We start from the raw sequence: 23,979 nt of genomic DNA, 5'->3' as shown, positions 1-23,979 counted from the left end.
TCTGTCTTTCTTGGACGTTTCCTCCCTAAACTCGGCGGTCCCTCGCGGGACCGCCTTTTTTTTGCCCGCGCGTCGGCGGCGCACATCAAGGAGTTAGGCGGTTACTCTGAGAAACCGCTTAGGCCGGCGCCTCCCGGCTGGATGCGGATATCAGCGCAGAAACGTCCAGTCCGTGGCGGCCAGCACGCTGATCAGCCGCTTCAGGTCGCGGATCAGCGGCCCCATCCCCGGCGCCCGCTCCACCCGCGCCTCGTCCATGTAGAGGCTCCGCGCGATCTCGATCTGCAGCGCGTGCACGGCTTCCCTCGGGCGGCCGTAGTGGCGTGTCACGTAGCCGCCGGCATAGGGGTCGTTGCGGCGCACGCGGTAGCCCATGCCGGACAGCGTCTCCTCCACCAGCCGCGTCGCGCGCGGCGCGCAGGCGGTGCCATGGGCATCGCCGAGGACGAAGTCGGCGGGGTTGCTGCCATGGGCGGGATGGGCCGGCATGGAGTGGCAATCGATCAGCAGGCAGAGGCCGAATTGCGCGCGCGTGTCGGCGATCAGCTCGCCCAGCGCGGCGTGATAGGGCTGCCAGCAGCGCCGCACGCGGTCCTCGGCCTCCGCGAAGGGCAGCTTGTGGCGATAGACGGGCTCGCCGCTCGCCACCACGCGGGCGATGGTGCCGAGCCCGGCGCCGACGCGGGGGCTGGCGCTGTTCACCCAGGCGGGGAGGGGGCCATCGAACATGGTGGGATCGAGCTCCCACGGCTCCCGGTTCGCGTCGCAATAGACGCGGGGGAAGGTGGCGGTCAGCAGCGGCGCGCCGTAGGCGGGGGCGGCGGCGAAGAGCTCATCGACGAAGCTGTCCTCGCTGCGGCGCAGCGCCGTCGGGTCCAGCCGCGCATTGGCGAGGAAGGCCGGGCTGTAGTTGGTGCCGCTATGCGGGCTGGCGAAGACGAGCGGCACGGTCTGGCGATCCGGCCGCGCCACCCGGAAGGGCGGCGTGTCCGCGGCGGGCGCCTCGGTCTTGAGGGGGAGGTCCATGAGCTTCCAATCAAGCCACAGCGCGGGCGTTGCTGTCACCCCGCATGCGCCACCTCCACCCGGTCCCGGCCCTTCTCCTTCGCCGCATAGAGCGCGGCGTCGGAGGCCGCGAGCGCCGCGGCAAGGCTCTCCGCCGGCGCGCCCGGGCCGAGGGGCGCGACGCCGATGGAGACGGTGGTGAGCGTGTCCCCGCCCGCGGGGTGGGGGACTTCCGCGCGGACGGCCTGGCGCAGGCGTTCCGCGAGGGCCGCGGCCTCGGCCAGGGTCGTGGCGGGCAGCAGGGCGGAGAACTCCTCGCCACCCAGCCGGCCCAGCACGTCGCCCGCGCGAAGCTGTCCCGCCATGGCGCGGGCGGCGCCCGCCAGCACGGCGTCGCCGGCGGCGTGGCCCCAGCCATCATTGATGCGCTTGAAGCGATCGAGGTCGAAGGAGAGCAGGCAGATCGGCTGGCCCTGGCGGCGGCAGGTGGCGATGGCGGCATGCGCCCGGGCCTCGAAGCCGCGGCGGTTGGCGAGCCCCGTCAGCGGGTCCGTCACCGAGAGCGCCGCCAGCCGCGCCAGTGCCGCATCGCGCTGCGCCATCACCCGCACGACGGTCAGCGCCAGCAGCGGCACCGCCAGGTCGAAGCCGATCCAGAGCCAGTTGGTGAGGCCGATGGGGTCCGTCGGTGCCTGCACCACGTTCCACCAGCCATCCTGGATCGCCTCCGCCACGCCGATCCCGAGCACCAGCGCCATCAGCCCCAGCACCGGCTCCGACCGCCCGGCGCGGGCGGCTGCGGCGAGGCGCCAGAGCGCCAGCACCGCCGCCAACCCGCAGAGGCCGCCCATCAGCAGCCGCGCCAGCAGGAAGAGGAGATTGTCGGTCGTCATGCGTCCGGGAGGTGCCGCTTCGGGGGGGCTTGTCTCCCCCCGGGATGGGCGCTAATGAGCGGGCCTTCCCGGCGGTGGGGCGCTTAGCTCAGCGGGAGAGCACTACCTTGACACGGTAGGGGTCACAGGTTCAATCCCTGTAGCGCCCACCACCTTTTTCCCTCCTCGCATGACGTTGACCGGCGGCGATTGCTGCCGCAAACCTCGCCCGCCAGATCGGGGAGAGAACAACGCCATGCGCCGCCGCCATTTGCTCGCTGCATCCGCTGCCATCACCGCCGGGGGCATCGCCGCGCCGGGCATCGCCCGCGCGCAGGCCGCGGTGACCATGCGGCTGTCCCACCAGTTCCCGCCCGCGCACCACAATGCCCGCGTCATCGCGAGCTTCGCGGAGGACGTCGCCGCGCGGTCCAACGGCCAGGTGCAGGTGCAGGTCTTCCCGGCGGAGCAGCTGGCCCGCGCGGCGGAGAACTTCCCGGGCGTCGCGCGCGGGTCCTTCGAGGCGGCGGCCGCCGTGAACTTCCAGTGGGGCACGACCCTGCCGGAGATGAACGCGATGACCGTGCCCTACTTCTTCACGGATTTCCCGCGCATCCAGCGCTTCGCCGGCAGCGACGCCGCGAAGTTCCTGGAGACGGCGCTGGAGCGCCGCGCGGTGAAGAACCTCATGTGGCTCTACACCACGCGCCAGAGCATCTTCACCAGTGGCCGCCGGCCGATCGTGAACCTGGAGGATTTCCGGGGCCTCAAGATCCGCGGGCTGAACGCGCTGACGGATCATGCGCTGACGGCCGTCGGCGCGGCGCCGTCCTCCATGCCCGGGCCGGAGGTGCCGCAGGCGCTGCAATCCGGCGTGCTGGATGCGGGGCTCACGGACCTCTCCGCCGCCGTGTCGCGCCGCTTCTACGAGATCCAGCGCTTCGGCACCGTGACGCCCTACTTCACCGTCATCAGCCATGTCTACGTCAACCCGCGCTGGTACAACGGGCTTCGCGCGGAGCATCGCGCGGCGATCGACGCGGCCGCGCGCAAGGCGGAGCAGGACCAGCTGCGCGTGACGGAGGAGACGGCGGCGGCGGCGGTGACGGAACTCCGCGCCCGCGGCATGACGATCCATGAGCAGACGCCGCAGGAACTCGCGACCTGGCGCGGCGCCATGCAGCAGCCCGTGATCGACGCCTTCCTGCGCATCGCGCCGGAAGGGGGTGCGCGCATCCTCGACCTGCTGCGCGCCATTCGCGCGGCGTGATCCCGCTGCAGCGCCTGGTCGCGGGGCTCAGCCGGATCGCGGTCGCCATCGGGTCGGTGGCGACCGTGACCTGCCTGTTCCTGGTCGGCTACTCCGTGCTGATGCGCTACGCCTTCGGCGCGCCGCAGCCCTGGGTGGACAAGGTGGCGGGCTGGCTGGTGCTGGGCCTGGTGATGCTGGCGGCGCCGGAGGCGCAGCGGCGCTTCGAGCATATCGGCGTCGACATCGCGGTGACGAAGCTCGGCCCCCGCATCGCGCGCATCGCGCATCTCATCGGCACCATCAGCGTCGCCATCGTGGCCGCCGTGTTGCTGAAGGCCGGGTGGGAGGCCATCGAGTTCAGCCTGATGGTCGGCATGATGACGGATATCGAGGGCGTGCCGGAATGGTGGATCCAGCTGCTGCTGCCCATCGGCGCCGGGCTGCTGCTGCTGGTGGCGCTGGTGCAGACGCTGGTGCTGGCGCTGGGCGGCACGCCCGAACACCTGCCGACGGGCGACGAGGAATTGCCGCGCGACACGCTGGCGCGCGGGGAGTGAACGCGTGACCTTCCTTCTGCTGCTCGCCGCGCTGATCGGCCTGCTCTACCTCGGCATGCCGATGTTCGCGGCGCTGTTCCTGCTGCCGCTCGGCGTGCTGATCGCCCTCGAAGGCGGCGTGCCGGCGCTGGGCGAGATGGTGATCGGCAAGCTCGATGGCTACCTGCTGGTGGCCATCCCGCTCTTCATGCTGATGGCGCATATCATGGTGCGCGGGCGGGTGGTGGAGGACCTCTACGCCGCGGCCTTCGCGCTGATGCGCAAGGTGCGCGGCGGCGTCGGCATCGCGACCGTCGCGGCCTGCACGATCTTCGCGGCCATCAGCGGATCCTCCGTCGCGACCGCGCTGACCATCGGCAAGATCGCCATCCCGCAGATGCTGCGATACGGCATGTCCCGCCGGGGCGCCTTCGGCGTCGTGGCGGGCGGCGGCACGCTCGGCATCCTCATCCCGCCCTCGGCGCCGATGGTGCTCTACGCCTATGTCACGGAGACCTCGGTCGCCGCGCTGTTCCTCGCGGGGCTGATCCCGGGGCTGCTGATGGCGGCGATGTTCGCGGGCTACTGCTTCATCACGGAAGGCAAGGCCGTGGTGCCGGCCGATGAGAAGGTGCCGGAGGCGGCGCATCACGCGCTGGCCCGGGCGGGCTGGTCGCTCAGCCTGCCGATCTTCGTGCTCGGCGGCATCTACATGGGCGTCTTCACCGCGACGGAGGCGGCGGGGACGGGGACGCTCTATGCGCTGCTGATCGCGGGGCTGATCTACCGCACGCTGACCTGGCGGGACGTGGTGCAGGGGGTGGAGGAGGCGACGCGCACCTCCGCCATGCTGCTGATGATCATCGCGGGGGCCGCGATCTATGGCTTCATGCTGACCAAGCTGCAGGTGCCGCAGGAACTGACGAAGCTCGTGGCCGACCTGGGGCTGGGGCGCACGGGCTTCCTGATCGCGATGATGGTGCTGCTCTTCGTCCTGGGGCTGGTGCTGGAGAGCTTCTCCATCATCCTGCTGACCATGCCGGCGATCCTGCCGCTGCTGGACACGCTCGGCATCGACAAGGTCTGGTACGGCATCCTGCTGACCTTGAGCCTGGAGATGGCGCTGATCTCCCCGCCCGTGGCGCTGAACCTGGTGGTGATCAAGGCGATCACCGGCGCGCCGCTGTCGGAGGTGAACCGCAGCATCTACCCCTACATGCTGATGCTGGCCTTCGGGACCGCGATGCTGATCGCCTTCCCGGAGATCGCGCTGTGGCTGCCGCGGCAGGCGGGGTATGGCGGGTGAGTGTGGCTTTTTAGTCGCTAACCCGTTTAAGCCGATTATGCCGTTTATGCGCGTTTAGCACCGTTTTCGCGGTGCCTCCGGCGGGCGTTCGGGGCTCAGGGGCGGGCGGCGGACGCAATAGGGGTGCGTGATTTCCGGAACATAACAAAAACAGATAGCCGGGCGCCAGCGGAATCGGCGGGTGGTCAGGACTACTCCGGCGTTTGCGGCGGGCGCAGCGGCAGGTCGGTGAAGCCGGCATCCAGACAGGCCTGGCGGAGTTCGGCGGAGACGAAGTAGGTCCCGCGCCAGTTCAGGTCCCGGAACAGATGGACGCCCTCAGCCGGCAAATCGTCGCGCAGCGCGAAGACCCTGGGGTGGGGAAAGTACTCGACGGTGTCGGAAAGAGGCTTCGGCGGGCGAAAGGCGAAGACATCCATGGCCGCAAGGTCGAAGGCCGGCAGGCAGCGAATGATGTCGACGCAGAAGTAGCCCTCCGGCTCGGACTGGTCGCGAAGACCTTCGACGTGGACCGGCAGGATGTCGAGCGCGGCGGGATCGAAGCTTTGCCAGACATCCAGCAGCGGCCGCGGCAGGATGTGGGCGCCATCAAGCCCGACAACGGCCAGTAGGGTCGGCGGGCGACCGTCGTTCAGTCGGAGGCCACGGCTGGGCACAAGGCGGAGGGGAGGCCGGTGGCGACATGCGTCCCAGCCGCGGCCATAGCTCCCGTGAATCCGATCGAGATCCTCGCCAGGCGCCCCTTCAAGCCAGTCCCAGACCGGACCCATGACGAAGAAGCGTCGATTCATGGCGGGGATACGTTCAAGGGCGGGGAACATGGGTTCGGCTCGCTTGAATAGCCGTAAGCGAGCACGGAGGTAGTCCATGTGAAGCTCTGACCGTTCCGGCCCGTCCTCTGGGGCGGAATAGAGTGCATCGCGGACGCGGCACAGTTCTTCGTAAGCGTCCCTGGCGATGTTCATCGGCTGTGCTCCGGTGGCGCCGTCGCGGCCATCAGACATTCCGCGCGTGGTGCAAGGCAAGCCCCGGGGGCTATCGCCTCACCGGCAGGCCTCGATCGCGAAGAAGGGCGCGGGGTCCAGGTGCCGCCCCTCCCGCAGCACTTCCAGATGCAGATGCGTCCCCGTCGTGATGCCGGTGCGGCCGATGCGGCCCAGGGCCTCGCCCTCCGCCAGGCGGCGGCGGCCATTGGCGAGGGCGGGGGCGACGGTGCCGAGATGGGCGTAGCGGGTCACCAGCCCATCGGCGTGGCGCAGCTCCACCTCCAGCCCCGTGCCGGCGCGGGTGCGGCGGATGCTGGTGACGGTGCCGGCGGCGGCGGCGCGGACCCAGGCGCCCGCCGGGGCGGGGATGTCGATCCCCCTGTGGTCGCCGGAGGCGCGGGGATTCGGCAGGTTCCGCGGGCCGAAGGGGGAGGAGATGCAGGCGGGCGTCACCGGCAGGGCCAGTCGCGGCTCTTCCGCCTGGGCGACGGCCGGCAGCAGGAGCAGAAGAAGCAAAGCGCGGCGCATGGCGCCTGCTACAGCGGGCCGGGCCTGCCGAACAGCCAGCCCTGGCCGTAATGCACGCCGAGGCTGCGCATCACCTCGGCCTCCTCCTCCGTCTCGATGCGCTCCGCCACCACCTTGGCGCCGACGGCCAGCGAGAGGTCCACCATGGCGGCGACGAAGCTGCGGTCGCGTTCGCTGGTCAGCGCGGCCTGCACGAAGGTGCCATCCACCTTCACATAGTCGGTCGGGAAGGATTTCAGGTAGCGGAAGGCGGCGGCGCCGGCGCCGAAATCATCGATGCAGACGGGCACGCCGCGGGCCCGCAGCGCGCGGAGCGTGGCGGCGGCGGCATCCTCATCCTCGATCTCGGCGCTTTCGGTCAGTTCCACCATCACGCGCCGCGCGCCCCTCGGGTCGCGGTCCAGCAGCGCCAGCAGGCGGGTGCGGAAGCTGCGGGACTGGGTGGAGAGGCCCGAGATGTTGAAGGCGAGGTGCTGGCCCTCCGGCACCGCATTGGCGGCGGCGATGGCCATGGAGGCGACGGCGAGGTCGAGATCCTCCGTCAGGCCGATGGTCTCGGCCAGCGCGATGAAATCCTGCGGGCCCTCGCCGGGTTCGAGCACGCCGTGCTCGAGGCGCATCAGCGCCTCGTGGTGGTGCAGCTGGCGGGTTTCCAGGTCCACGATGGGCTGGAAGTCGAGCCGGAAGCGGCGTTCGGCGACGGTGCGGCGCAGCGCGGCGGCGCGGGAGGTGACGCGGGCGACGACGCCGCCGAGGCCATCGGCGAATCCGGCATCCCGCAGCCCATCGGCGCCGAAGCGGGCAAAGGCGGCCAGGCCATGGCGGAGCGCGCGGGCGGCCTGGGCGGGGGTCAGGCCAGCCGTCGCCAGGTCGATCGGCGTGGCGACGATGGCTACCCGGTCCTTCTCCGGCCCCAGCAGGGATTCAAGCTGCTTGGCGACGTCGCAGAGGTCGGGCAGGGCGCCGCCCTCATCCGGCACGACGCCGTAGCGGCCGGGGGCGAGGCGCGCGGCGATGGCGCCGCCGACGGGCTGGCCGAGCAACTGGTCGATGCGCTGCTCGGCTTCCGTCCCCGCCACGCCCTTCACCTCCACGAGGCCGAGCTTCACCGGGCCGCCGGCGCGGAGCTGCTGGGTCGCTTCCCGCAGCAGGACCTGGCTGTCGCTGGCGCGGAGTTCCGGCGGCGCGGGCATGGGAGCGAAGGCGAGGCAGAGGCGCTGCCCGGCATCGGCGCTGGCGAGCTGCAGGCCGGAGACGGAGAAGACGGTGCGGCCGGGATCGGCCAGGCGGAAGGCGGTGGGGCCGAGCCGCCCATGCGGCGGCAGCAGGGCGAGGGCGGTCTGGAAGGGGCCGCGATCCTCCGGCGCCAGCACATCGGCGGCGTCGCGGCCGATCAGGCTTTCCGGGGTGCGGTTGAGGCGGGCGCGGAAGGCGCCGGCGGCGAAGGTGATGCGGCCATCGGCCCCGACCTCGACCAGCAGGTCTGCCGCGGCGAAGGCGAAGGCGACGAATCGCTCGCGGTCACCGAGTGAGCGTTGCTGTGCTGCGGCCATGCGGCGAGGGTAGGCCGCGACAGGTTGAGGAAGGGTGTCGGCGCGGGGCCGATGGCGCCCTCTCCCCGATGGGGAGAGGGCTTCCAGGGTCAGGCGGCGGCGCGGAGCGTGCTGGCCAGCGCGTCCTCCGCGTCCAGCACGCCGGCGACGGCGTGGACGACGGAGGCGATGCGCACGGCGGCCTGGACGGCTTCCTTGCCGAGGCCGCCATGCAGGACGACCTTCTCATGGCTTTCCATGCACATGCCGCAGCCATTGATGGCGGAGACGGCGAGCGACCAGAGTTCGAAATCCACCTTCTCGACGCCGGGCTTGGCCATGACGTTCATGCGCAGCTTGGCGGGCATGGAGGCGTAGTCGCCGCCGACCAGGTGGGTGAAGCGGTAGTAGACGTTGTTCATGCCCATGATCGCGGCCGCGGCCTTGGCGGCGGTCAGCGCTTCCGGCGTCAGCTGCGCGCCGAATTCGGCGACCATCGCGGCGGTCAGCTCCGCGTTGCGGCTGGCGATGGCGGAGGCGACGAAGGTGCCGGCGCGCTGCTGCTGCGTCAGCGCCGGCTCCGTGGAGAGGCTGCCGAGGTTGAGCTTCAGGTCCTTGGCGTAGTCGGGCAGGCGGTTGCGGATGGCTTCGAGGGACATGGGGAGGGACCTCTGGCTGGAAAAAGAGCGTCCTCCTCCCGCGCGGTCAGCGCGGGAGCGGGGGGTTTACGGGGGGCTGGATGCCCCCCGTTCGCGCGGAGCGGTAGGGTTGGAGTCGCGGCTACCGCGCCGCGCGAAAGCGAACTCTTCAGGCCGCCTTCTCGAACAGCTGCTGCGGGTTCAGGGCTTCCTTGCCCTTCTCCCAGTTGCAGGGGCAGAGCTCGTCGGTCTGCAGCGCGTCGAGCACGCGGAGCACTTCCTGCGGGTTGCGGCCGACATTCAGGCCGTTGACGGAGGCCCACTGGATGGTGCCGTCCGGATCGACGATGAAGGTCGCGCGCAGCGGCACGCCGGCGTCCTTGTCGAGGATGCCGAGCGCCAGGGAGAGCTCGCGCTTCACGTCGGCGAGCATCGGGATCTCGAGGTTCTTGATGTCCTCGTTGTAGACGCGCCAGTTCAGGTGCACGAACTCGCTGTCCGTGGACACGCCGTAGACCACCGCGTCACGGTCGGAGAACTCGCCGGCCAGCTTGCCGAAGGCCGCGATCTCGGTCGGGCAGATGAAGGTGAAGTCCTTCGGCCAGAAGAAGACGATCTTCCACTTGCCCGCGTCGGTGCTCTCGGTGATCTCGGTGAAGGACTTGCCGGGGCCGCCCAGGCCTTCCTTGCCCGCCTTGACGGCGGTGAGCTTGAAGGCGGGGAACTTGTCGCCAACGGTCAGCATGAGGGGGAGCTCCTGTCTGCGGTTTGTGCGCGGCGCGCGTCACGGGCGGGGCCCGGTCGCGCGTCTCGCTGCACTGCGATATGCTGCACCTGCTCACACGTCTCCAATGAATTGTTTTCTCGCCTTCCATCGACGCAGCCGATCATCCGGCCGATGGTGGGCCGCTTCCACGATTGGAAGGACCGATGATCCTCCCCAGCCCGCAGCAGCTCCGCTACCTCGTCGCCCTGGCCGACCATGGGCATTTCGGGCGCGCGGCGACGGCCTGCGCGGTGACGCAATCCACGCTGTCGGCCGGGCTGATCGCGCTGGAAAGGCAAATGGCGGCGCAACTGCTGGAACGGGGCGCGGCGTCCAAGCGCCCGGTCTTCACGCCGCTGGGGCGGGAGGTGGTGGCGCGGGCGCGCTCGGCCCTGGCGGCGCTGGAAGCGGTGGCGGAGACGGCGGCGGCAGCACGGGACCCGCTGACGGGGCCGCTGCGACTGGGCGTGATCCCGACCATCGGGCCCTTCCTGCTGCCGCGGCTGATGCCGGCGCTGCGGCGCGCCTATCCGCGGCTGCGGCTGTGGCTGCGGGAGGATCTGACGGAGCGGCTGGTGCAGGGGCTGGAGGCGGGGCGACTCGACCTGCTGCTGCTGGCGCTGCCGGCATCGGGCGGGTTGGAGACGCTGCCGCTGGGGGAGGACCCCTTCAGCGTGGCGCTGCCGGCCGGGCATCGGCTGGCGGAGCGCGATTCCGTGCCGGTGGAGGCGCTGGCCAGCGAGCGGATGCTGCTGCTGGAGGACGGCCATTGCCTGCGGGAGCATGCGCAGGCCGCCTGCGGGCTGCCGCGGGGCATCATGCCGGCCGGCGAGGAAGGCTTCGCGGCGACCAGCCTGCACACGCTGGTGCAGATGGTGGCGGGGGGTCTCGGCGTCACGCTCCTGCCCAGGCTGGCGCTGGATGGCGGCGTGCTGGCCGGCGCGCCGGTGGAGGTGCGGCGGCTGGACGGTGCTGCACCCGGGCGCGTTCTCGCGCTGGCCTGGCGGCCGAAAAGCCCGCGGGCGGCGGAGTTCCAGGGGCTCGGACCCGCCGTGGCGGCGGCGATCGCGGGCGGCTGACGCAAGAAGGCGCGATCATTCGTATACAATGACATCTCCGTTGCGTTGCGACGACAACGGAGAGACAGAGTGATGATGATCGGCACAGCCCGCGGCCCGGCGGCGGCGGCGGAACTGCACGGGCTGCTGCGATCGCGCCTGATGCTGGGCCTGGCCGGGGTGCTGATCCTGGTCGATGTCGGGTTCCTGGCGGCCCATGCGGGCCAGGTGCTGGCGGAATGGCAGGGACGCATCGGGCCCGGCGAGGCGCGGTTCAGCATCGAGAGCGAGGGCGGCCCTTCCGAGATCTACGAGGGGGTGAAGGCGCTGGCCTGCGTGGTGGCGCTGGGGCTGGCGGCGCGCCGGGTGGGGGAGCCCATCTACACCGCCCTGGCCGCCGCCTTCGCGCTGGCGCTGGCGGATAATGCCCTGGCGCTGCATGAGCGCTGGGGCGGCATGGTGGCGCCCTTGCTGCCGCTCGGCCCGGGTGCGGCGGTGCCGGTCGGGGAGCTGAGCTTCTTCCTGGCGGCAGGGCTGGTCATCCTGCTGGCGCTCGGGGTGGGGTTCAGGCGCAGCACGGCGCGGCACCGGCGGCTGGGCCTGCCCTTCCTCGGCCTGCTGGTGGCGCTTGGCGGCTTCGCGGTGCTGGTCGATCTGGTGCACGCCGCCGTCGCCGGGCAGAGGCGCGCCTTCGATCGCCTCTTCGGCGTGGTGGAGGATGGCGGGGAGATGATGGTGCTGTCGCTGGCCTGCGCGCTGGCGATCACCCTGCTGGCGGCGCTGCGGGCATCGTCGCGAAAGCCCGCCTGACCTGACGGCGAAAGGGATGGTTCACGATTTCGTGTCAGGGAAAGGGGGCGCTCAAGGCGGCTTGCAGGGAAGGAATCGTCATGTTCGGCATCTTCGGTCGCGGCGACCATGCGATGCGGGAGCGTTCGGAATGGCTGGAGGTTCTGTCCAGCCATTCGGGCGTGGGGCTCTGGGACGCGATCCTGCATGAGGGGGATGCGATGCATCCCAAGGCGCGCTGGACCTGGTCCGCGGAATTCCGCCGGCTGGTCGGCTTCTCGAGCGAGGCGGAATTCCCGAACGTCGTGCAGTCCTGGTCGGACCGGCTGCACCCCGATGACGCGGCGCCGACCTTCGCCGCCTTCGGCAAGGCGCTGACGACGGGCGACCGCTACGACGTGACCTACCGGCTGAAGGTGAAGGACGGGTCCTATCGCTGGTTCCGGGCGACGGGCGGCGTGATCCTGGACGCCAACCGCAAGCCGCGCCGGGCCTGCGGCAGCCTGGTCGATATCCATGAGGCGCGATCGGCGGAGGAGCGCCAGCGGAAGACGACGGCCGACCTCGCGCGGCGGTTCGAGGCGGAGATCCTGGCCGCGGTGGCCGATGTGACGCAGGCGGCGGACCGCTTCCAGGCGGATGCGGGCAGCCTCGGCGAGGCGGCGGAGGAGACGCGCCGGCGCGCGGTCAGCGTCGGCGGCGCCTCGGCCAGCGCGGCCACCAATGTCGAGAGCGTGGCGGCGGCGGCGGAGGAGATGAGCGTCTCCATCCGGGAGATCGGGCAGCAGATCGCGCGGTCGGCGGCCGGGACGGCGAAGGCCACGGGCCAGGCGCAGGATGCGACGCAGGTGGTGAACAGCCTGGTCGGCGACGTGCAGCGGATCGGCGACGTGGTGCGGCTGATCAGCGACATCGCTGGGCAGACGAACCTGCTGGCGCTGAACGCGACCATCGAGGCGGCGCGGGCCGGCGAGGCCGGCAAGGGCTTCGCGGTCGTGGCGTCCGAGGTGAAGACGCTGGCGGCGCAGACCGCCAAGGCGACGGAGGAGATCACGACGCGCATCGGCGCCGTGCAGGCCGCGACGTCGTCCGTGGCGCAGGCGATCGAGGCGGTGGCCGGCACCATCACCCAGCTGAACGAGACGGCGACCGCCATCGCGGCGGCGGTGGAGCAGCAGGGGCATACGACGACCGAGATCGCCCGCGCGGTGCAGGGTGCGTCGGTCGGCACGCAGGAAGTCAGCGCCAGCATCGGCGCCGTGGGCAGCGCGGCGGAGGATACGGGGCGCGTGGCCAGCGGCATCAAGGACGCGTCGCGCGGCCTGGCGGCGCAGGCCGGCACGATGCGCGGCAATGTGGACCGGTTTCTGGGGGAACTCCGGGCGGCCTAGAGCACGATCCGTCCAGTTGGACGGATCTCGTGCTCTAGAAGTTATTGTTTCTAAAGCACGAAATCCGATCAAGCTGATTAATCTTGATCGGATAGTGCTTTAGAACCCGCCTCCGGCGGCGAGCCAGGCTGCCTCCTCCGGCGTGCTGTCGCGCCCGAGCGCGGCGTTGCGGTGGGGGAAGCGGCCGAAGCGCTGGATGACGGCGCGATGCGCCCAGGCATAGGTGATGACGCTGCCGGGCGCGGCCAGCGCCGGCGTGTCACGCAGGCCCTCGAACAGCGCGACCGACAGGTCCTGGTCGGCCATCGCCTCCCCATGTTCGAAGGGCAGGTAGAGGAAGACGCGCTGCAGCGGTGTGAGGGCCAGGTCCAGCTTGCGGTCGAGCACGACGCGGCGTGCGATGGCGCGGGCGTGTGGGTCGGAAGCAAAGGCCTCCGCGCTGCCGCGGAAGAGGTTGCGCGGGAACTGGTCGAGCAGGAGGAGAAGCGCGAGGGCGCCCTGTGGCGTCTCCGCCCATGCGTCCAGCGCGCCGTCGCGGGCCGGGACGACCAGCGGGCCGAAGCCGTCGCGGCAGGTCGTGTCGAAGGCTTCGTCCTTCACGAACCAGGCCTGGCGCCAGGTATCGGGGCCCTCGCTGAACCAGAAGGCGAGCAGGCGGTCGATGTCGGGGCTCATGCGAGGGCCTTGTCGAGCAGGCGGATGGAGTGCAGCGCGTGCCGCCCCGCGAGGTCGCCGATCTGGTGGCGGCAGGAGGTGCCGTCGGCGACGATGAAGGCCTGCGCGCTGGTCTTGCGGATATGAGGCAGCAGGGAGAGTTCGGCCATGGCCTTGGAGGCGGGGAGCTTCGAGGCTTCATAGCCGAAGGCGCCGGCCATGCCGCAGCAGCTGGACGTGATGGGCGTTACCTTCAGGCCGGGGATGGAAGCCAGCATGGCGACGGCGGGGGTGAAGGCATCGAAGGCCTTCTGGTGGCAATGGCCGTGGATATGCGCCTCCGCCCCGATGGGCTTGAGGCGCAGCGGGGCTTTCGTCCGCGCCAGCCATTCGGAGACGAGCATGGCGCGCGCCGCCAGCTTTTCCGTCGCCTCGCCCGGCAGCAGCGCCAGGAACTCGTCGCGCAAGGTCAGCAGGCAGGAGGGTTCAAGGCCGAGCACGGGGCTGTCGAAGGGGGACAGCGCCTCGACCGTCCGGCGGGCCTCGGCGCGGACCTGGTCCACCATGCCGGCGGCGAGCCAGGTGCGGCCATCATCGAGGGGACGCATCCCGCGCGGCGGGCGGGCCACGGCGGGGTCGGCGCCAGCGGCGCGCAGCACGCGGAGCGCGGCGCGGAGGTTCTCCGGTTCGAAATAGCGGTTGAAGAGGTCGGGGAGGAGGATCACCTCGCCCGGGCGGCCATCCGGCGAGCGGCATTCCCAGTCATGGAAGGCGTCGAGCCGGAAGCGGGGCAGGCTGCGCCCGGCGGCGAGGCCCAGCATCGCCTCCGACAGGCGCTTGCCGCCGGGGATGAGGTCCCGCGCATTGGCGAGGACCGGCACCATCGCGGCGAAGGGCGCCCAGCGGGGCATGGAGCCGATGAGGCGATCGAGCAGCCGCGGGCCGTGCTGCGCGTTGCGCGCGGCGGCGGCCTCGATCTTCATCTTCGCCATGTCCACGCCGGTGGGGCATTCGCGCTTGCAGCCCTTGCAGCCCACGCAGAGTTCCATGGCTTCCGCCACGTCGTCGGAGGCGAGGCCGCCGGGCAATTGGCCGGTCAGCGCCAAGCGCAGCGTGTTGGCGCGGCCGCGCGTCAGGTGCTTCTCCTCCCGCGTCGCGCGGTAGGACGGGCACATGGTGCCCGCATCGAATTTCCGGCAGGTGCCGTTGTTGTTGCACATCTCCACCGCGCCCAGCAGGCCGCCCTGCGGACCGGGCCAGGCGGACCAATCGAGCGCGGGGGTGATGGGAGCCGGCGCGTAGCCTTCGTGGTAGCGGAGCAGCGAGCGGTCATCCATGCGCGGCGGATGGACGATGCGGTTGGGGTTCAGCAGGCCATGCGGCAGCGCCGGCGTCGCGGGGTCGAAGGCGTCCTTCACCGCCTCGAAGGCGCGGGCGATGCGGGGGCCGAACATGGGTTCGTTGAATTCGGAGCGGACGATGCCGTCGCCATGCTCGCCGGAATGGCTGCCCTTGTATTCCCGGACCAGCGCGAAGCATTCCTCGGCGATGGCGCGCATCTTCGTGACGTCCTCGCCCGACTTCATGTTCAGCACGGGGCGGACATGCAGGCAGCCGACGGAAGCATGCGCGTACCAGGTGCCCTTGGTGCCGTATTTCTCGAAGACGTCGTTCAGGCGTTCGGTGTAGTCGGCGAGGTCGTCGAGGCCGACGGCGCAATCCTCGATGAAGGAGACCGGCTTCCCGTCGCCCTTCATGGACATCATGATGTTGAGGCCGGCCTCCCGCACCTCCGCGACCTTGGCCTGGAAGCCGGCATCGGTGACGCGCACGACCTGGCCGGGCAGGCCGAGGTCGCCCATCATCTCCTCCAGACGGTCGAGGCCCTGCAGCAGGCTCGCATCGTCATGGCCGTGGAACTCGACGATCAGCAGGCTGTCGGGCTCCCCGATCAGGATGCGGTCGATGGTGTCGCGATAGATCGGGATGGAGCGGCCGAGGTCGATCATGGTGCGATCGACCAGTTCCACCGCCTCCGGATCGAGCGTCACCAGGTGCTTCGACGCCTCCATGGCGCGGCGGAAGCTGGGGAACTGGCAGATGCCCAGCACCTTGCGCGGCTTGATGGGCCAGAGGCGCAGGTCGAGCGCCGCGGAGAAGGCGAGCGTGCCCTCGCTGCCGACCAGCAGGCGGGCGAGCGAACCGCGCCCATTCGCGCGGGCATCGGGCGTCAGCGCATCGAGGTTGTAGCCGCCGACGCGGCGGAGCTGTTCGGGGAAGCGGGCGGCGATCTCCTCGGCCTCCCGCGCGCCGATCGCGCGGAGCTTCGCGATCAGGTCGCCGATGCTGCCGGGGAGATCGGGGCCGAGATTGTCGGGGATGTCGCCGAAGGTGAAGCGCGTGCCGTCCGCCAGGATGGCGTCGATGGCGCGGACATTGTCGGCCATCAGGCCGTAGCGGATGGACTTCGACCCGCAGGAATTATTGGCCGCCATGCCGCCGATGGTGCAGCGCGCCCAGGTGGAGGGATCGACCGGATAGAATTTCCCCCGGTTCTTCAGCGCATCGTTCAGGGCGCCCAGGGTGATCCCGGGCTGGACGCGGGCGGTATCGCCCTCCACCGACAGCACGTTGCGCAGATGCCTGGTGCAGTCGATCACCAGCGCGTGGTTCACCGTCTGCCCGCACTGGCTGGTGCCGCCGCCGCGGGGCAGGACGGGCACGCCTTCCTCCCGGCAGATCGCCATGGCGGCGGCGACGTCCTCGATGGTCCGGGGCACCAGCACGCCGACCGGCTGCATCTGGTAGATGGAGGCATCCGTCGCATAGCGGCCGCGATCGCCGGCGGAGAACAGGACCTCGCCCTCGACATGGCGGCGCAGGCGGGCGGCGAGCGTGCTGTCCTGGCGGCTGGTGATGGCGTTCATGCGGTGGCGGTCCCTCTTTCCGGCAGGGTGTAGCGCGACCCTCCCGGAAAATCCGATCTATAATGCTCATCAATCCGACAAGGGTTACTCATTGGCGGGCGGCATGGAAGGGCGGTAGGGAAGGGGCAGAAGAGAGGGATCGCCCCATGGCCTATTTCCAGTCCAAGCCCGATTCACGCCGGCATTTCCTGCACATCCCCGGCCCGTCCAACGTGCCGGACCGCGTGCTGCGGGCGATGGACAACCCGACCATGGACCATCGCGGGCCGGATTTCGGCGCCATGGGCAAGCAGCTGCTGGCCAAGGTGCGGAAGGTGTTCCAGACCGAGGGGCCGGTGGTGATCTACCCGGCGTCGGGCACCGGCGCCTGGGAAGCGGCGCTGGTCAACACCCTCTCCCCCGGCGATCGCGTGCTGATGTGCGAGACCGGGTGGTTCGCGCATCTCTGGAACGAGATGGCGGAGCGGCTGTCCATCCAGGCCGACTTCATCAAGACTGACTGGCGCCGCGGCGCGGATGTGGAGCAGATCGCGGAGCGGCTCGCGGCCGACAAGGGCCACGCCATCAAGGCCGTCTGCGTCGTGCACAACGAGACGAGCACGGGCTGCACCTCCCGCATCGATGAGGTGCGGAAGGCCATCGACGATGCCGGCCATCCCGCGCTGCTGCTGGTGGATACGATCAGCTCGCTGGGGTCGATGGACTACCGGCATGACGAATGGGGCGTGGATGTCACCGTCTCCGGGTCGCAGAAGGGGCTGATGCTGCCGCCGGGGCTGTCCTTCAACGCGATCAGCGCCAAGGCGATCAAGGCCAGCGAGACGGCGAAGCTGACGCGCAGCTTCTGGGACTGGAAGCCGATGCTGGCGGCGAATGCGACCGGCTACTTCCCCTACACGCCGGCCACCAACATGCTCTACGCGCTCGACACCGCGCTCGACATGCTGCTGGAGGAAGGGCTGCAGAACGTCTTCGCGCGCCACGACCAGGTGGCGGAGGCGACGCGGCGCTGCGTGCGGCATTGGGGGTTCGAGACGCAGTGCCAGGACCCCCGGCATTTCTCGAGTGTGCTGACCGCGGTGCGGCTGCCCGAAGGCCACAGCGCCAATGCGCTGCGGGCGACCATCCTGGAAAAGTTCAACATGTCGCTCGGCAACGGGCTCGGGCAGCTGAACGACAAGGTGTTCCGCATCGGCCATCTCGGCGACATCAGCGAATTGCAGCTGGTCGGCGCGCTGGCGGGGGTGGAGATGGGGCTGCGCGCCGCCGGCATCCCGCACAAGGCGGGCGGCGTGCAGGTGGCGATGGAGTATCTCGGCGGGAATGCGTGAGGGGCGGGGCTTAGCTCGCACGGCTACGGCGACCCCCACCCCGACCCTCCCCCGCAAGCGCGGGGGAGGGGGGAGGTTGTGTTACTTGCGCTGCACCACCAGCACGGCCTGGAAGAAGCGGGCGGGGTCGTCGACGTAGTCGCGGATGGTGAACCATTCCGACCACTGGCCTTCGATGAAGGAGAGGGGGACGGCGGCGTCGCCATAGACGGCGCTGCCGAAATCGCCCTCGCCGCCGCTCGGCAGGAAGGCGATCTCGCCGGCATCGAATTGCGCGCGCAGCCGGGGGATGGAGGCGTGGTGGCGGCGCAGATCGCCCTCCCACCCCGTGGCGCCTTCGGGCAGGGCCTCGATGAAGTCGAGGAATCGGCGCGGCTCCAGGGTCAGCGCGAAGAGGCCGCCGGGGCGGAGCACGCGCGCGATCTCCGCCACCCAATGGCGGTGCGGCTTCTCCGGCAGATGGGTGAAGACGGAGTAGGACATGACGACGTCCATGGAGGCGTCGGCATAGGGCAGGCGGCCCCAATGGTAGAGGCGGTCGAGGTTGCCCGGCACGCCGAGCTCGCGGCAGAGCTCGATCGCCTGCGGCCAGACATCGCAGCCATGCAGCGCGGCGGCGCCGACATCCTTCCAGAAGAAGCGGAGGAAGCGCCCCCAGCCGCAGCCGAAATCGAGGAAGGCGCTGCCCTGCTGCAACGGCCGGCCCAGCGACGCCGCGCGGTCCTTCAGCAGGGCGTAGAAGGCGAAGGCCTCATGCAGGGTGGAGGGCCCGTCGGCGCCGACGAAGCGGCGCTGCGTCTCCGCATCCGGGAAGGCGGGGAAGGTCGCGCCGGCGACGTCGCGCGACACCAGGCTCTTCAGCAGCAGATCCAGCCAGGCGCGGTCATCGAGGGCGCGGATGGCGGGCGGCAGGTCATGGTCGGGCAAGGGGGCCTCGCGGGTCGGTATCGGGCTTATAGCGGCAGGCGTGACGCAGCGCAGCATCGCGGGGGCATGGCGACCTTGACCCAGCGGGAGGGCTGCCGTGCGTGGCTTGCAAGCGCGGCGGCGGCGGATCAACGTCCGCGCAACGGGATGAGGAGGCGCGCATGGCGATCGAGGTCTGGACCTGGCCGACGCCGAATGGCCACAAGGTGCATATCGCGCTGGAGGAGCTGGGCCTGCCCTATACCGTGGTGCCGGTGAACATCGGCGCGGGGGAGCAGTTCCGGCCCGAATTCCTGGCCATCACGCCCAACCACCGCATCCCCGCCATCGTCGATCCCGAGGGGCCGGGCGGGCAGCGCATCACCCTGTTCGAGTCGGGCGCCATCCTGCTCTACCTCGCGGAGAAGACCGGGCGCCTGGTGCCGTCCGATCCGGCGGGGCGCTACGCCTGCCTGCAATGGCTGATGTTCCAGATGGGCGGCGTCGGCCCGATGTTCGGGCAGTACGGCCATTTCCACGCCTATGCGCCGGAACAGATCCCCTATGCGAAGGAACGCTACGCGAAGGAGGTCGGGCGCCTGCACCGGGTGCTGGAGAAGCGGCTGTCGGAGGCCGAGTACCTGGCGGGCGACGCGTATTCCATCGCCGACATCGCGACCTTCCCCTGGGTGCGCAATCCCGCGCGCCGGAACATCGACCTGGCGGAATTCCCCGCCGTGAAGCGCTGGCACGATGCGATCGCCGCGCGGCCCGCGGTGATGCGGGGCGTGGAGGTGCTGGCCGCGAACCAGCGCACCGGCGCCATCACGGAGAAGGAGCGCGAAGTGCTCTTCGGCAACACCCAGTTCAAGGCGGGCTGACCATGGCTGAGATCGACCACATCGTCATCGGGGCACGGACGCTGGAGGAGGGGGCGGCCTGGGTGGAAGCGCATCTCGGCGCGCGGCCGCAGCCCGGCGGGAAGCATGAGGGGATCGGGACCCACAATCTGGTCATGGGCCTTGGCCCCGATTGCTACCTGGAGGTCATCGCGGCCGATCCCGACCAGCCGGCGCCGGCGCAGGGGCGGCCCTTCGACCTTGATGATCCTTCCGTGACATTGATGCTGGAGGCGGGGCCGCATCTGATCGGCTGGGTCGCCCGCACCCCGGCGCTGGAGGCCGTGGCCGCGCGGCTGGGCCCGGCCGTGGCCGGGAAGGTCAGGCCCTGGAAGCGGGGCACCCTGTCCTGGCGGATGGCGATGCCGCCGCAGACGCAGGACATGCGCAACCTCGTGCCGAGCCTGATCCAGTGGGATGACGGGCAGGGGGCCGCGCCGCGCCTGCCGGATTCGGGCTGCCGGCTGGTCGCGCTGGAGGCCGAGCACCCGGATGTGGATTCGGTGCGCCGGGCGCTTGGCATCCGCGGGCTGGATGAGGCGGTGACGGTGCGCCGCGGCCCGCATCCGCGGCTGGTGGCGCGGATGCGGCGGGCGGACGGGACGGACGCCGCCCTTGCCAGTGGTTGAGCAGGCCGGGTCGCTGCGCAAGGCAAGGTGGCGGCTGGGTTAATTCCGTCCGTCGGGCGTTGCGGGACGGCGTGCTAGCGGGCAGGCTGGTAGTGCCAGACGCTGGCCGGCGGGAAGTTGAGGGGGGTCCAGGCCTTCCGCTTCGCGTCCAGGCCCAGGTCGCGCCATGGCAGCGGCGAGGTGATGCAGTAGGTGTACAGCAGGAAGCCCTTGCCCGGGGCCACGGCCTCGACCGCCGCGACGAAGCGGCGCTGCTGCTCGATGGGCAGGAGCACGAGGGGGATGCCGCAGATGGCGGTGCCCACCTTGCCGTGCAGCCGTGCCGGTAGGGCGTCGGCCAGTTCGAAGGCATCGCCCTGGATGACCGTGACGCCGGGCAGCACCCGTCGTAGATGGTGTGCCATGTCGGGCACGATCTCCACCACCACCAGCTTCTCCGCGGGCACGCCGGCGGCGAGCAGCGCGCGGCTGATCACGCCGGTGCCGGCGCCGAGCTCCACCACGACCTCGTCTTCCGCGCGCCGCACCAGGGCCGCGATCTTCCCGCAAAGGGAAGGGGAGGAGGGGATGATGGAGCCCATCTGCAGCGGATTCGCGAGCCATCGCTTGAAGAAGAGGGTGGCGTTGGCGACCTCGGTATGGGCGCGGCCGCCGGTCGTGGTGTCTGCCATGATTTTCTCCTTGACAGATTTATGACGATGTGCATTGCGGGTAACGCCGCCCCTCTACGCCGATTCGTCACGCGCCGCCAGTCGGGGATGGCGGGCGCATGACCGCGCGCATCCTGGTCGTCGACGACATCGCGGCGAATCTCCGCCTGCTCGAGGCCAAGCTCCTCAACGAGTATTACGAGGTGCAGCTGGCTTCCTCCGGGCCGGAGGCGCTGGCGACGGTGCAGCGCTGGATGCCCGACGTCGTGCTGCTCGACGTCATGATGCCGGGGATGGACGGCTATGAGGTCTGCCGGCGGCTGAAGGCGCAGCCGGGGACGGCGCATATCCCCGTGGTGATGATCACGGCGCTGACGGATCCGGTGGAGCGCGTGCGGGGGCTGGAAGCGGGCGCGGACGACTTCCTCTCCAAGCCCGTGGACGATGCGACGCTGTTCGCCCGGCTGCGCGCGCTGCTCCGCATGAAGCAGGTGCTGGATGCCTGGCGCCTGCGGGCGGAGACGGCGCGCGATTTGGGGTTCGAGCCGCCGCCGGGGCCATCGCCGAATGTGGCGGGGGCGCGTGCGCTGATCGTCAACGAGGATTTCGATGAGGCCGATGCGCTGACCCGGGTGCTGGCCGCGGATGGCATCGATGTCGGCCATTGCGCGGACAGCGCCGAATCCTGGGACATCCTGATGGATGGCCAACATGACGTGGTGCTGCTGAGCCTCTCGCTGGATGGCGGCGATGCGCTGCGCCTGGCGTCGCGGCTGCGCGCCCAGGCGGCGACGCGCGACCTGCCGGTGCTGCTGGTGGCGGATAGCGGGCAGAAGGGGCTGGTGCTGCGGGGCTTCGACCTCGGCGCCAATGACCATGTGCTGCGGCCGGTGGACCCCAACGAATTGCGGGCGCGGGTGCGCAACCAGATCCGGCGCAAGCGCTACCAGGAGAGGCTGCGGGCGGACCTCGACCGCAGCCTGGAGATGGCGGTGACGGACCCGCTGACGGGGCTGCGCAACCGCCGCTATGTCCGCCGCCACCTGGAAGGCGTGCTGCGCAATTCCGGCGCGGCCTGCCTGCTGATCGACGTGGACCGCTTCAAGTCGGTGAACGACACCTACGGCCACGCCGCCGGCGACGTGGTGCTGCGGGAGGTGGCGGAGCGCGTGCGCGGGCACCTCCGCGCCGCCGACGTCATCGCGCGCTATGGCGGGGAGGAGTTCCTCATCGTCATGTCGGGCGCCACGACCGAGGACGGGATGCTGGTGGCGGAGCGGCTTCGGGCCGCGATCGCCAATGTGCCGATGGTGGCGGAAGGCCAGGCGCTGAACGTCACGGCCAGCATCGGCGTCGCCTCCGGCGGCATCGGGGCGCAGTCCGATGACGTGGTGAGTGCCGCGGATGCGGCGCTGTACCGCGCCAAGAACAATGGCCGCGACCGGGTCGAGCCCGCGGTGGACGAGGATTGGCCGCCGAGCGCGGACCGGGGCACGCCGGCGGCGCGGCAGGCGCGGTAGGGCGAGGATTCGGCGGGGATCGGATCGCCCCCACCCAACCAGCCGCTGGCGTTGCGGCAGTGCCGCAACGCCCCGCAAGCGCGGGGGAGGGCTCCCAGGACATCACCGACGACGAAAACCGCGCCGGACCCTGGGGTCTGGCGCGGTTCGCGTTGGATCAGGCTGACGTGGGGCCCGGGGGAGAACCCGGGGCCCCGCGCGGGATTACTTGATCTTGGCTTCCCGGAAGACGACGTGCTTGCGCGCGACGGGGTCGTACTTCTTCAGCTCCAGCTTGCCCTGGGCATTCCGGGTGTTCTTCTTCGTCACGTAGAAGTAGCCCGTCGCGGGCTCCGCCGTGCTGACGAGCTTGATCAGGATGGTATTGGCCTTGGCCATCGTTCAGGTTCCAACGCGCGAAACAGGTTGCGGGCGAGCCTTGCGGCCCGCCCGTCGAGAGGCCGCACCATAGTCGGGCGGGCGGGAAGGTCAAGCGGGACGGGGTGATGATGCGGCCGCCATGGGCGGCCGAGGCCGCGACGGGTGCCCATGCGCGTTGCTCCGCAACGTGCATGGGGTCCCGGAACGCGGCCCGCGGCAAGTGCCGCGAAGGCAAGCCGGCGGAGCCGGCGCCCGCCGTTTGAGGGCAGAAGAAGACTCAACCACCCGGGCCGCGGATGGCGGTGCCGTAGGCCGCGGGCGATTCGATCAGGGCGCGCGCGGCGGTGAGGTCCGCGCCGCGGCCCTCCGCGGGCGGGCAGGTGCCGCGCAGCGCCGACATCTCGCTGGCCAGTACCGGGGCGCGGGCGGCGCGCTGGCGCAGCAGGGCGCGGCCCATGGGCGGCTCGCCCTGGTTCAGCCGCGCCAGGCCCTGCGCCAGGGCTTCGGGGCCAAGGCTGGTGCAGAGCGCGGGCAGCACGCCCATGCCCTGGATCGGCCAGCCGCTCGGCGCCACGACTCGCGACCAGGTGACCAGGATCTCGCCCTCATTCGGCAGGGGTGCCACCAGCTGGATCAGCCCCTTGCCCATGGTGGCGCTGCCGACGATGGCGGCGCGGCCGCGTTCCGCCAGGCCCACCGCCACGATCTCGGCGGCGGAGGCGGTGCGGCCATCGACCAGCACCACCACCGGCATGCCCTGCGCGAGGTCCTGGCCGCCGGCGCGGTAGCGGCGATTCGCCTCGGGGTGGCGGCCTTCCGTGCGCACCACCTCGCCCTCCGCCAGGAAGGCATCGGCGACGGCAACCGCCTGGCCGAGCAGCCCGCCGCGATTGCCGCGGAGGTCCAGCACCACGCCGCGGGGCTGGCGGGGGCCGCCGAGGCCGTCGCTCAGCACGGTGGCGACTCGACGGTCCGTGACGGCGGAGAAGCCGGTGATGCGCAGCCAGAGGATGCCGTCCCGCGTCTCCGCCGTCACGGTCTCCGGCACCACCACCTCCCGCACCAGGGTCACCTCCCGCCGCATGCGGCCGCGGGCGATGGTGAGGCTGACATCGGAGCCTTCGGGGCCTTCCAGGAGCGTCGCGGCCAGGCCGGGGTCGCGGGGGCCGAGGCTGCGGCCTTCCACCGCGACCAGGATGTCCCCGGCGCGGATGCCGGCCTGGGCGGCGGGGCCGTCCCGCACCACCTCCGCGATCACCAGCGCGTCGCGGCGGGCGGCAACGCGGAGGCCGAGGCCGGACTGGCCGACCCGGCGTTCGCGGGCGGCGCGCGCCTCGGTCGGCGTTACGTAGCGGCTATAGGGGTCGAGGTGGTTGAACAGCTCCTCGAACCCCGAGGCGACCAGGCGTTCGGCGCCGGCGCGGCGTAGCGCCGGGGAGGCGCG

The 23,979-nt window shown here is 70.8% G+C and carries 23 protein-coding genes and 1 tRNA gene; 11 read left to right on the top strand and 13 right to left on the bottom strand.

Going from position 1 to position 23,979, the window contains the following annotated elements; genetic code table 11:
- Positions 1–150: 150 nt before the first annotated feature.
- Together G3576_RS04265 and G3576_RS04260 are read right to left on the bottom strand one after the other, a co-directional pair.
- Positions 151–1,026 (bottom strand): N-formylglutamate amidohydrolase, encoded by an 876-nt coding sequence (locus G3576_RS04265; protein ID WP_164693050.1) that lies wholly within the window; start codon positions 1,024–1,026, stop codon positions 151–153.
- Positions 1,027–1,061: 35 nt separating this feature from the next.
- Positions 1,062–1,898 carry a GGDEF domain-containing protein gene (locus tag G3576_RS04260; protein ID WP_164693049.1) on the bottom strand — a complete coding sequence of 279 codons (837 nt, stop codon included), beginning with the start codon at positions 1,896–1,898 and terminating at the stop codon, positions 1,062–1,064.
- A gap of 77 nt (positions 1,899–1,975) precedes the next feature.
- On the opposite strand from G3576_RS04260, the gene G3576_RS04255 reads away from it, so the two are divergent.
- The 4 genes from G3576_RS04255 to G3576_RS04240 all read left to right on the top strand — a co-directional run bounded on the left by G3576_RS04255 (position 1,976) and on the right by G3576_RS04240 (position 4,971).
- Positions 1,976–2,050: transfer RNA gene (locus G3576_RS04255), tRNA-Val, on the top strand.
- 83 nt (positions 2,051–2,133) lie between these two features.
- A complete protein-coding gene (dctP, locus tag G3576_RS04250) occupies positions 2,134–3,147 on the top strand; it encodes a TRAP transporter substrate-binding protein DctP (protein WP_164693048.1) in 1,014 nt (337 codons plus the stop codon).
- Positions 3,144–3,686 (top strand): TRAP transporter small permease, encoded by a 543-nt coding sequence (locus G3576_RS04245; protein WP_164693047.1) that lies wholly within the window; start codon positions 3,144–3,146, stop codon positions 3,684–3,686. The genes dctP and G3576_RS04245 overlap by 4 nt, the downstream gene beginning before the upstream one ends.
- 4 nt (positions 3,687–3,690) lie before the next feature.
- Positions 3,691–4,971, top strand: a complete 1,281-nt coding sequence (locus G3576_RS04240; RefSeq protein WP_164693046.1) for a TRAP transporter large permease — start codon at positions 3,691–3,693, stop codon at positions 4,969–4,971.
- Positions 4,972–5,162: 191 nt separating this feature from the next.
- On the opposite strand, the gene G3576_RS04235 is transcribed toward G3576_RS04240, so the two are convergent.
- From G3576_RS04235 to G3576_RS04215, 5 genes are all read right to left on the bottom strand, one after another.
- On the bottom strand, positions 5,163–5,936 hold the full coding sequence (locus G3576_RS04235) for an imm11 family protein (protein WP_164693045.1): 774 nt from the start codon (positions 5,934–5,936) through the stop codon (positions 5,163–5,165).
- A gap of 78 nt (positions 5,937–6,014) precedes the next feature.
- Entirely contained in the window at positions 6,015–6,485 is a 471-nt protein-coding gene (locus tag G3576_RS04230; protein WP_164693044.1) for a M23 family metallopeptidase, read from the bottom strand.
- An 8-nt stretch (positions 6,486–6,493) separates the two neighbouring features.
- Positions 6,494–8,038 carry an EAL domain-containing protein gene (locus tag G3576_RS04225; RefSeq protein ID WP_164693043.1) on the bottom strand — a complete coding sequence of 515 codons (1,545 nt, stop codon included), beginning with the start codon at positions 8,036–8,038 and terminating at the stop codon, positions 6,494–6,496.
- An 89-nt stretch (positions 8,039–8,127) separates the two neighbouring features.
- A complete protein-coding gene (locus tag G3576_RS04220; RefSeq protein ID WP_164693042.1) occupies positions 8,128–8,676 on the bottom strand; it encodes a carboxymuconolactone decarboxylase family protein in 549 nt (182 codons plus the stop codon).
- Positions 8,677–8,824: 148 nt separating this feature from the next.
- Positions 8,825–9,400, bottom strand: coding sequence for a peroxiredoxin (locus G3576_RS04215; RefSeq protein ID WP_164693041.1), 576 nt, complete (start codon positions 9,398–9,400; stop codon positions 8,825–8,827).
- A gap of 185 nt (positions 9,401–9,585) precedes the next feature.
- Between G3576_RS04215 and G3576_RS04210 the strand changes: the two genes are divergently transcribed.
- The 3 genes from G3576_RS04210 (at position 9,586) to G3576_RS04200 (ending at position 12,659) form a co-directional block, all read left to right on the top strand.
- Entirely contained in the window at positions 9,586–10,500 is a 915-nt protein-coding gene (locus tag G3576_RS04210) for a hydrogen peroxide-inducible genes activator (RefSeq protein ID WP_164693040.1), read from the top strand.
- Positions 10,501–10,572: 72 nt separating this feature from the next.
- Positions 10,573–11,289, top strand: a complete 717-nt coding sequence (locus tag G3576_RS04205; RefSeq protein ID WP_164693039.1) for a hypothetical protein — start codon at positions 10,573–10,575, stop codon at positions 11,287–11,289.
- 80 nt (positions 11,290–11,369) lie between these two features.
- Complete coding sequence (locus G3576_RS04200; protein WP_166250550.1) at positions 11,370–12,659, top strand: methyl-accepting chemotaxis protein; 1,290 nt, start codon at positions 11,370–11,372, stop codon at positions 12,657–12,659.
- A gap of 99 nt (positions 12,660–12,758) precedes the next feature.
- Here G3576_RS04200 and G3576_RS04195 read toward each other — a convergent pair whose 3' ends face one another.
- Together G3576_RS04195 and G3576_RS04190 are read right to left on the bottom strand one after the other, a co-directional pair.
- Positions 12,759–13,334, bottom strand: a complete 576-nt coding sequence (locus G3576_RS04195; protein ID WP_164693038.1) for a DUF924 family protein — start codon at positions 13,332–13,334, stop codon at positions 12,759–12,761.
- Positions 13,331–16,240, bottom strand: a complete 2,910-nt coding sequence (locus G3576_RS04190; RefSeq protein WP_164693037.1) for an FAD-binding and (Fe-S)-binding domain-containing protein — start codon at positions 16,238–16,240, stop codon at positions 13,331–13,333. The genes G3576_RS04195 and G3576_RS04190 overlap by 4 nt, the downstream gene beginning before the upstream one ends.
- Before the next feature lie 146 nt (positions 16,241–16,386).
- Between G3576_RS04190 and G3576_RS04185 the strand changes: the two genes are divergently transcribed.
- Complete coding sequence (locus G3576_RS04185) at positions 16,387–17,571, top strand: pyridoxal-phosphate-dependent aminotransferase family protein (RefSeq protein ID WP_164693036.1); 1,185 nt, start codon at positions 16,387–16,389, stop codon at positions 17,569–17,571.
- Positions 17,572–17,652: 81 nt separating this feature from the next.
- Here G3576_RS04185 and G3576_RS04180 read toward each other — a convergent pair whose 3' ends face one another.
- A complete protein-coding gene (locus G3576_RS04180) occupies positions 17,653–18,498 on the bottom strand; it encodes a class I SAM-dependent methyltransferase (protein WP_164693035.1) in 846 nt (281 codons plus the stop codon).
- A 161-nt stretch (positions 18,499–18,659) separates the two neighbouring features.
- On the opposite strand from G3576_RS04180, the gene G3576_RS04175 reads away from it, so the two are divergent.
- Together G3576_RS04175 and G3576_RS04170 are read left to right on the top strand one after the other, a co-directional pair.
- Positions 18,660–19,358: a glutathione S-transferase family protein gene (locus G3576_RS04175; RefSeq protein ID WP_164693034.1), complete on the top strand. Its 699-nt coding sequence runs from the start codon at positions 18,660–18,662 to the stop codon at positions 19,356–19,358.
- A gap of 2 nt (positions 19,359–19,360) precedes the next feature.
- Positions 19,361–20,005 carry a VOC family protein gene (locus G3576_RS04170; protein WP_164693033.1) on the top strand — a complete coding sequence of 215 codons (645 nt, stop codon included), beginning with the start codon at positions 19,361–19,363 and terminating at the stop codon, positions 20,003–20,005.
- Between the two features lie 74 nt (positions 20,006–20,079).
- Here G3576_RS04170 and G3576_RS04165 read toward each other — a convergent pair whose 3' ends face one another.
- A complete protein-coding gene (locus G3576_RS04165) occupies positions 20,080–20,676 on the bottom strand; it encodes a class I SAM-dependent methyltransferase (RefSeq protein WP_164693032.1) in 597 nt (198 codons plus the stop codon).
- A gap of 98 nt (positions 20,677–20,774) precedes the next feature.
- Between G3576_RS04165 and G3576_RS04160 the strand changes: the two genes are divergently transcribed.
- On the top strand, positions 20,775–22,175 hold the full coding sequence (locus G3576_RS04160) for a PleD family two-component system response regulator (RefSeq protein ID WP_164693031.1): 1,401 nt from the start codon (positions 20,775–20,777) through the stop codon (positions 22,173–22,175).
- Between the two features lie 204 nt (positions 22,176–22,379).
- Here G3576_RS04160 and rpmG read toward each other — a convergent pair whose 3' ends face one another.
- Both rpmG and G3576_RS31475 read right to left on the bottom strand, forming a co-directional pair.
- On the bottom strand, positions 22,380–22,553 hold the full coding sequence (rpmG, locus tag G3576_RS04155) for a 50S ribosomal protein L33 (protein WP_164693030.1): 174 nt from the start codon (positions 22,551–22,553) through the stop codon (positions 22,380–22,382).
- Positions 22,554–22,812: 259 nt separating this feature from the next.
- Positions 22,813–23,916, bottom strand: a complete 1,104-nt coding sequence (locus G3576_RS31475; protein ID WP_268888488.1) for a S41 family peptidase — start codon at positions 23,914–23,916, stop codon at positions 22,813–22,815.
- Between the last annotated feature and the right edge of the window lie 63 nt (positions 23,917–23,979).

The sequence above is a fragment of the Falsiroseomonas algicola genome, from assembly GCF_011040385.1.
Classification (GTDB): domain Bacteria; phylum Pseudomonadota; class Alphaproteobacteria; order Acetobacterales; family Acetobacteraceae; genus Falsiroseomonas; species Falsiroseomonas algicola.
The sequence above is the reverse complement of the archived record's forward strand: the minus strand, read 5'-3'. Positions and strand labels throughout refer to the sequence as shown.